General features: G+C 68.0%; 6 protein-coding genes and 1 pseudogene. 3 read left to right on the top strand and 4 right to left on the bottom strand.

All coding sequences use genetic code 11. From position 1 onward, the window contains the following. The 3 genes and pseudogenes from FKP22_RS14285 to FKP22_RS14275 all read right to left on the bottom strand — a co-directional run. A pseudogene (locus tag FKP22_RS14285) lies at positions 1–280 on the bottom strand (hypothetical protein); the annotation flags it as partial. Positions 281–423: 143 nt separating this feature from the next. Beyond that, on the bottom strand, positions 424–951 hold the full coding sequence (locus FKP22_RS14280) for a gamma carbonic anhydrase family protein (protein WP_141288146.1): 528 nt from the start codon (positions 949–951) through the stop codon (positions 424–426). A gap of 39 nt (positions 952–990) precedes the next feature. Then, positions 991–3,492: a penicillin-binding protein 1A gene (locus FKP22_RS14275; RefSeq protein WP_231010410.1), complete on the bottom strand. Its 2,502-nt coding sequence runs from the start codon at positions 3,490–3,492 to the stop codon at positions 991–993. Between the two features lie 171 nt (positions 3,493–3,663). On the opposite strand from FKP22_RS14275, the gene FKP22_RS14270 reads away from it, so the two are divergent. Continuing rightward, the gene (locus tag FKP22_RS14270; protein ID WP_141288145.1) at positions 3,664–5,334 is read left to right on the top strand and encodes an FMN-binding glutamate synthase family protein; all 1,671 of its coding nucleotides are present in this window, start codon (positions 3,664–3,666) and stop codon (positions 5,332–5,334) included. Here FKP22_RS14270 and FKP22_RS14265 read toward each other — a convergent pair. Continuing rightward, on the bottom strand, positions 5,331–5,945 hold the full coding sequence (locus FKP22_RS14265) for a glutathione S-transferase family protein (protein ID WP_141288144.1): 615 nt from the start codon (positions 5,943–5,945) through the stop codon (positions 5,331–5,333). The genes FKP22_RS14270 and FKP22_RS14265 overlap by 4 nt on opposite strands. Before the next feature lie 192 nt (positions 5,946–6,137). Here FKP22_RS14265 and purB point away from each other — a divergent pair, with 192 nt between their 5' ends. Both purB and pyrF read left to right on the top strand, forming a co-directional pair. Beyond that, on the top strand, positions 6,138–7,487 hold the full coding sequence (gene purB / locus FKP22_RS14260) for an adenylosuccinate lyase (RefSeq protein ID WP_231010408.1): 1,350 nt from the start codon (positions 6,138–6,140) through the stop codon (positions 7,485–7,487). A 124-nt stretch (positions 7,488–7,611) separates the two neighbouring features. Continuing rightward, positions 7,612–8,199 (top strand): orotidine-5'-phosphate decarboxylase (gene pyrF / locus FKP22_RS14255; RefSeq protein ID WP_141288142.1); only part of this gene is annotated, 588 nt, incomplete at its 3' end.

The raw sequence follows: 8,199 nt of genomic DNA, 5'->3' as shown, positions 1-8,199 counted from the left end.
CATTCCAGTAGTGCTGGTTGGCGCGCCAGCCCCAGTAGCCGCCAATCCAGAGCCAGCCGAGGGCCGGTGCGGGGGTGATGACTTCGTAGCGCGGCGGCGGCGGTGCCACGTCCACCACCACGCTGCCGCCGTAGTTGTCGTAGGCCGGGCCGTTGTTGTAATAACCGTGGTCCACGTAGCCACCGCCGCCATAGCCGCGGGCTGGCAGGGGGGCGACCACGCATCCGCTGAGTGCGGCGGCAGCGGCCAGTGCCAAGGCGGCGGCCGGGGCTGTGCGCAACAGGGAACGTGAAGCGGGAAGGGGTCGCATAGAGATGTCTCCAACAGCGGTGTTCAGTGCAGCTCAACGCCGCGCCGCGCCCAGCCGATGACGGCGGCCGCCCGGATTTACACCCCGGCCATCACGTTTCCATGCGTGACAAGTCAAGCGACCTTGTGCAGCGTGTCCCGAAAGCGCCTGGCGTTGTCGACGTAGTGCGCCGCGCTGCCCATCAGCCCGGCCATCTGCTCGGGCGACAGTGCGCGCTTGACCACCGCCGGGCTGCCGACGATCAGCGAACCATCCGGAAATGTCTTGCCCTCGGTGACCAGCGCACCCGCGCCGACCAGGCAGTTTTTACCGATCACCGCACCGTTCAGCACCACTGCGCCAATGCCGATCAGCGAGCCGTCGCCCACGGTGCAGCCGTGCAGCATGACCTTGTGGCCGATGGTCACGTCGTTGCCGATCGTCAGCGGCTTGCCGGCGTCCGAATGCAAAACACTGGATTCCTGGATGTTGGTGCGCGCGCCGATGCGCACCGGCTCGGGCTGGTCGCCACGGATCACCACGCCGAACCACACGCTGCTGTCTTCACCCAGTTCGACCCGGCCGATCACCTGGGCCGAATCGGCCACCCAGGCCGAGTCCGGTACCACCGGCTGCAAGCCGTCCACTTCATACAAGGCCATGTCGGGTTGTCTCCTGTCGGTTGGAATGGGGTGGCGGCTTCAGGGCGACGAAGCCGGCGCGCTGGCCGGCAGCGGCAGCAGTGCACCGGCGGCCTCCGCTTCCGAAGCCGCGTTCTCTGGCGAAGACTCGGCGCCCACGTGGGCCACGAAGCTGCCGTCGGCAAACTCGCTGTAGAGCCAGTCGCCGCCGGCTTCCTGCACGCCTTCGGGTGCGGGGTAGGTCTGCACCGCCACGCCCTTCAGCGCACGCTCCATGTAGCTGATCCACACCGGCAGCGACAGCCCGCCGCCGGACTCGCGGCTGCCGAGACTGCGCGGGTCGTCGTAGCCCATCCACACGACCGCCACCACCGAGGGCTGGAAGCCGGCGAACCAGGCGTCCACCGCATCGTTGGTGGTGCCCGTCTTGCCGTAGATGTCCGGCCGCTTCAGCGCAGCTTGCGCACGCGCCGCGGTGCCGCTGCGGGTCACTTCGTTGAGCAGGCTGTCGGTGAGGAAGACATTGCGCGCCGGCACCACGCGGCGGCTGTCGTCCAGCGCGGCCGGCGTCGGCGCCTCGTACAGCGTCTTGCCCTGCGCATTGGTGATGCGCTCGATGACCAGCGGGTCGACCCTGTAGCCGCCGTTGGCCAGCACCGCGTAGGCGCCGGCCATCTGCAGCGGCGTGACGCTGCCGGCGCCCAGCGCGAAGGTCAGGTTGTCGGGCTGCTTGTCCGCGTCGAAGCCAAAGCGCGAGATCCACTCGCGCGCATCGGCCAGTCCCACGTGCTGCAGCAGCCGGATGCTGACCAGGTTCTTGGACTTGGCCAGCGCGCGGCGCAGGCTCATCGGGCCGTCGAACTGGCCGTCGGAGTTCTGCGGGTTCCAGTTGGCCGGTGCGCTGCCGTCGGCCAGCGTCAGCGGTTCGTCGTCGATCACGCTGGCCGGCATCACGCCGTGCTCGAGTGCCGACGAATACAGGAAAGGCTTGAAGCTGGAGCCGGGCTGGCGCCAGGCCTGCGTGACGTGGTTGAACTGCTGGCGCGTGAAGTCGAAGCCGCCGACCAGCGCGCGCACGCGGCCGGTCTGCGGGTCCATCGAGACGAACGCGCCCTGCGCTTCGGGCCACTGCGCTAGCGTCCAGCTGCCTTGCGCGTCCTCGCCCTTTGCTCCGGGCTTGGCATCCACATGCGACACGCGGATCACCGCGCCGCGGTCCAGCAGCAGGTCCTTGCTGGCCTTGGGCTTCAGGCCGGGCTGGCCCAGGCGCAGGCCGTCACCGCTCAGGCGGATGTTCTCGCCGGTGGCCAGCTGGGCCACGACTTCCTTGGGGCTGGCCTTGAGCACCAGCGCCACGCGCAGGTCTTCGTCGTCGCGGTAATCCTTGAGGATTTGGGCTGCCTGGACCTCGCCATCGTCGGCGTTGTCCGGCAGGTCCTCGTTGTCTTCCGGGCCGCGCCAGGGCTGCTTGCGCTCGTGGTCCAGCACGCCACGGCGCAGCGCGCTCCAGGCGGCCTGCTGGTCGGCCGCGATCAGCGAGGTGTAGACCTTGAATCCTTCCGTGTAGGCCTGCTCGCCGTAGCGCTCGAAGACCACCTTGCGCGCCATCTCGGCCACGTGTTCGGCGTGCACGTCGACCTGCGTTTGCGAGCGGATCACCAGCTTCTCGGCCTTGGCCTGCTCGTACTGCGCCTGGTCGATCACGCCGGTGGCCAGCATGCGCGCCAGCACCACGTGCTGCCGCGCGGTGGCACGCTCGAAATTGCTCAGCGGGTTGGCATAGCCCGGGTTCTGCGGCAGCCCGGCCAGCATCGCGCATTCGGCGGTCGACAGCTGCGACAGCGGCTTGCCGAAATAGACCTGCGCCGCCGCGCCAAAGCCGTAGGCCCGGTGGCCGAGGTAGATCTGGTTCATGTACAGCTCGAGGATCTGATCCTTGTCGAGCTGGTGTTCGATCTTCAGCGCCAGCAGCGCTTCCTTCAGCTTGCGTTCCAGCGTGCGGCGCGAGGACAGGAAGAAGTTGCGCGCGACCTGCTGCGTGATGGTGGACGCGCCCTGGCGCATGCCGCCTGGCGTCACGCTGGCCACCAGCGCGCGCAGCACGCCGATCGGGTCGATGCCGCCGTGCTCGCGGAAACGCGCATCTTCCACGGCCAACAGCGCGTCCTGCATCTGCTTGGGAATCTGCGCAATCGGCAGGTACTGCCGGCGCTCCGAGCCGAACTGGGCGATCTCCACGCCGTCGCGTGTGAAGACCTGCAGCGGCTGGCGCGGCTGGTAGTCGGTCACGCGGTCCAGCGCCGGCAGCTGCGGGTAGATCACGGCAATCGAGATCACCAGCACCAGCAGCAGCGCGCTGAAGCCGGCGCCCAGCATCAAACCCAGCTTGGCCCAGGGGCTTTGCGGCCAGTTGGCCGGCCAGCGGGTCCACAGCTTGCGCCACAGTGCGGCGGCCTGCTGGCGCAACGCGGCCGGGTCGAAGTGCAGCCGCCCGCGCTGGCAGGATGGCGGCACGGCACGGCGGATATCGCGGTGGGCGGGGCGGGGAGCAGTGACACGCATCAGGTCGGATCCTGGAACTTACGGCCGACCGATTATCGGCATGCCGCCAGGTCGCCCGCCGTCAAGCCCCGAAGTGGCGGGCGCATGGTCCGCTCTTTGGCCTGACACGCGGGCCGCAAGCCCGCTAGCATGCCGCCAGCCCGAGCACGGCCCGGGCGAGGAGTGAGTTGCATGCCTGCCTGGTTGAATGCCCTGAACCGTCTGATTCCCTTGCGCTACCTCACGCTGGTGGCCTGCGCGCTGCTGGCGCTGGTCAGCTGCGTGGTGCTGGGCCTGGGCGGCCATCTTGGCGCCTGGGCCCTGGCACTGCTGGTCGGCCTGGCCGGGCTGCTGCTGGGCCTGCGCGACCTGCGCCAGACGCGCCACGCGATCCTGCGCAACTACCCGGTGATCGGCCACCTGCGTTTCCTGCTGGAGTTCATCCGGCCGGAGATGCGCCAGTACTTCATCGAGAGCGACAACGAGGCCGCGCCTTTTTCGCGCCAGCAGCGCTCGCTGGTCTACCAGCGCGCCAAGGGCGACCCAGACAACCGGCCGTTCGGCACCCAGCTGGACGTGCAGCGTGAGGGCTACGAGTGGATCAACCATTCGCTGCTGCCCACCGTGCTCGATTCGCACGACTTCCGCATCACCATCGGCGCCAGCTGCACGCAGCCCTATCAGGCCAGCGTGTTCAACATCTCGGCGATGAGCTTTGGCGCCTTGAGCGCCAACGCCATCCTGGCGCTCAACGGCGGCGCGCGGCGCGGCAACTTCATGCACGACACCGGCGAAGGCTCGATCAGCGTGCACCACCGGGTGCATGGTGGCGACCTGGTGTGGGAGATCGGCTCGGGCTACTTCGGCTGCCGTGACGAGGCCGGCCGCTTCAGCGAGGAGCGCTTCATTGCCAATGCCCGCGAGCCGCAGGTCAAGCTGATCGAGCTGAAGCTCTCGCAAGGCGCCAAGCCGGGCCACGGCGGCGTGCTGCCGGGCCCGAAGGTCACCGCGGAGATCGCCGCGGCGCGTGGCGTGCCAGAGGGTGTGGCCTGCATCTCGCCGTCCTCGCACAGCGCCTTTTCAACGCCGGTCGAGATGCTGCAGTTCATCGCAAAGCTGCGCGAGCTTTCAGGCGGCAAGCCGACCGGCTTCAAGCTTTGCATCGGCCATCCGTGGGAATGGTTTGCGCTGTGCAAGGCGATGCTGGAAACCGACCTGCTGCCGGACTTCATCGTGGTGGACGGCGCCGAAGGCGGCACCGGTGCGGCGCCGCTGGAGTTCACCGACCATGTCGGCGCGCCGATGCAGGAAGGCCTGCTGCTGGTGCACAACAGCCTGGTCGGCCTGGGCCTGCGCTCGCGCATCCGGATTGGCGCGGCCGGCCGCATCGTCAGCGCCTTCGACATTGCCCGTGCGATGGCGCTGGGTGCCGACTGGTGCAACTCCGGCCGCGGCTTCATGTTCGCGCTGGGCTGCATCCAGGCCCAGACCTGTCACACCGGCAACTGCCCGACGGGCGTGACCACGCAGGACCCGGTGCGCCAGCGCGCGCTGGTCGTGCCCGACAAGATCGAGCGCGTGACCCGCTTCCACCAGAACACGCTGCACGCGCTGAAGGAACTGGTGCAGGCAGCCGGCCTGCATCACCCGAACGCCATCTCGGCCCGCCACATCGTGCGCCGCACCGCCGGCGACCAGATCCGCCTGCTGTCCACCCACCTGCAGTTCCTCAAGCCGGGCGAACTGCTGGCCGCCGCGGCTGGCCAGCAGCCCTGGCCGCACAAGGTCTTCGAAATGTACTGGCCCATGGCCCGCGCCAACAGCTTCCAGGCTGCGGAGGCCGAGCTGGAGGCGGTGAGTTAGGCCTGGGGGACGGTGTCCAGGAAGCTCTGCCGGGCGGCCAGCTTGTCGTAGAGCTTCTGCAGGTTCGGGTACGGCGTGCGCCAGTCGATCTCGGGATATCGGAAGTCCAGGTAGCCGAGTGCGACGCCGACGGCGACGTCCGACAGCGTGAAGTGGATGCCTACGCAGAAGGGCTTGTCGCCCAGGCCCTGGCTCATCGCCGCCAGCGCGGATTGCACACGCGCCATGTAGCGGTCGATCCAGGCCTGCGAGCGCTGTTCTTCGGTGCGGCCGGCCCAGTGCTTTTCCAGCCTGGCGGTGATGCTGGCGTCCAGCAGGCCATCGGCCAGCGCTTCCCAGGTGCGCACTTCGACGCGCTCACGGCTGTTGGCCGGAATCAGCTTGCCGACCGGCGACAGCGTGTCGACGTATTCGACGATGACACGCGAGTCGAACACCGCCTCGCCGCCTTCCATCACCAGGCAGGGCACCTTGCCCAGCGGATTGGCCGCCAGGATGCCGTCGCTGCCCCAGACGTCCTCGAGCACGAACTGGCAATCCAGCTTTTTCTCGGCCAGCACGATGCGTACCTTGCGAACGTACGGGCTGGTGAGTGATCCGATCAGTTTCATGCTTGTTGTCGTCTTTGGGCTGTCCCTTGGCCGCGATTCTATCGAAGCGGCCCGTGGGCATGCCGAGGGGCCTCGCGGGTTGCCCCCGTAAAATGGGGCGCTCCGCACATGCGCCCCGCGTGTGCGCCTTGCCTGGCTTGCGCCCCCGCTCCTATGCAGAACTCCCCCTCGCTGTCATCCCATTCGGCCCTGATGGCCCTGTCCCCGCTGGATGGCCGCTATGCCGCCAAGGTCGCCCCGCTGCGCCCGCTGCTGTCGGAGTACGGACTGATGCACCGCAGGGTGCAGGTCGAGGTCGAGTGGTTCATCGCGCTGTCCGACGCCGGCCTGACCGGCTTTGCGCCGCTGTCCGAAGCCTCGCGCGGCCTTCTGCGCGGGCTGGTGACCCGCTTCTCGGAAGCCGATGCGCAGGCCATCAAGGACATCGAGAAGACCACCAACCATGACGTGAAGGCGGTCGAGTACTGGCTCAAGGCCCGTTTCGAGCAGAACGCCGAACTGACCGCGGCGTCGGAGTTCGTGCACTTCGCCTGCACCAGCGAGGACATCAACAACACCAGCCATGCGTTGATGCTGAAGGCCGCGCGCGCCGAGGTGCTGCTGCCGGGCCTGGAGCGCGTCATTGCCCAGCTGACCGAGATGGCGCACGGCTTTGCCGATGTGCCGATGCTCTCGCGCACCCATGGCCAGACGGCCAGCCCGACAACGGTGGGCAAGGAGTTCGCCAACGTCGTGGCCCGCCTGCAGCGCGCCCGCGAGCGAATTGCCGAAGTGCCGCTGCTGGCCAAGATGAACGGCGCGGTCGGCAACTACAACGCCCACTCGGTCGCCTACCCGGACAAGGACTGGGAAGCCTTCTCGCGCCAGGTCGTCGAAAGCGGCCTCGGGTTGACCTTCAACCCGTACACCATCCAGATCGAGCCGCACGACTACATGGCCGAGCTGTTCGATGCGGTGACGCGCTGCAACACCATCCTGATCGACTTCGCGCGCGACGTCTGGGGCTACATCTCGCTGGGCTACTTCAAGCAGAAGCTGAAGGACGGCGAGGTTGGCTCCTCGGCGATGCCGCACAAGGTCAACCCGATCGACTTCGAGAACGCCGAAGGCAACTTCGGCCTGGCCAACGCGCTGCTGGCGCACCTGAGCCAGAAGCTGCCGATCAGCCGCTGGCAGCGCGACCTGACCGACTCCACCGTGCTGCGCAACATGGGCGTGGCGCTGGGCTACGCGGTGCTGGCGCACGAGTCGCTGTCGCGCGGCCTGGGCAAGCTGGAGATCAACACCGACGCGCTGGCCGCCGACCTGGACGGCGCCTGGGAGGTGCTGGCCGAAGCCATCCAGACGGTGATGCGCGCCCATGCATTGCCGCAGCCCTACGAGCAGCTCAAGGCCTTCACCCGCGGCAAGCCGATGACGCGCGACATGATGCAGGGCTTCATTGCCAACCTGGCGTTGCCGCAGAGCGAAAAAGACCGCCTGCTGGCGATGACGCCGGGCAGCTACCTCGGCCTCGCTGCAGCGCTGGCAAAACGGGTCTGAACGGTAACGAAATGCAAGGGTGGCGGGGTGCATGCCCCGTGTCCCGCAAAAAGCACGTCAGGCCGGCAGCGGATTCACCTGTTCGGTCACCCTGCGGGCAGGGGGCGCTCATTAGAATCGCCCCATGCATTTCGCTTCCCAGTTGGCGCGCGCTTGCGCCCGCCACGAATCCCTGCTGTGCGTCGGTCTTGATCCGGACCCGGCCAAGTTCCCCGCCGGCCTGCGCGGCGACCCGTCCCGCATTTTCGACTTCTGCGCCCGCATCGTTGACGCGACCAAGGACCTGGTCTGCGCCTTCAAGCCGCAGATCGCCTACTTCGCCGCCCATCGCGCCGAGGATCAGCTGGAGCAGCTGATGGCCTACCTCCGGCGCAATGCGCCCGAGGTGCCGGTCATCCTGGACGCCAAGCGCGGCGACATCGGCAACACCGCCGAGCAGTACGCGCGCGAAGCCTTCGAGCGCTACCAGGCCGACGCGGTGACGCTGTCGCCCTACATGGGCTTCGACTCGATCGAGCCCTACCTGAAATACGACGGCAAGGGCCTGATCCTGCTCTGCCGCACCTCCAACCCCGGCGGCAGCGACCTGCAGTTCCAGCCGCTGGCCAATGGCGAGCGCCTGTTCGAGGAAGTGGCCCGGCTGGCGGCCGGCAAGTGGAACCGCGATGGCCGGCTGGGCCTGGTCGTTGGTGCCACCTTCCCGGCCGAGCTG

It is taken from the genome of Ideonella azotifigens (assembly GCF_006519715.1).
GTDB lineage: Bacteria > Pseudomonadota > Gammaproteobacteria > Burkholderiales > Burkholderiaceae_C > Ideonella > Ideonella azotifigens.
Note: the sequence above shows the minus strand (reverse complement) of the source record. Positions and strands in the feature narration are given on the sequence as shown.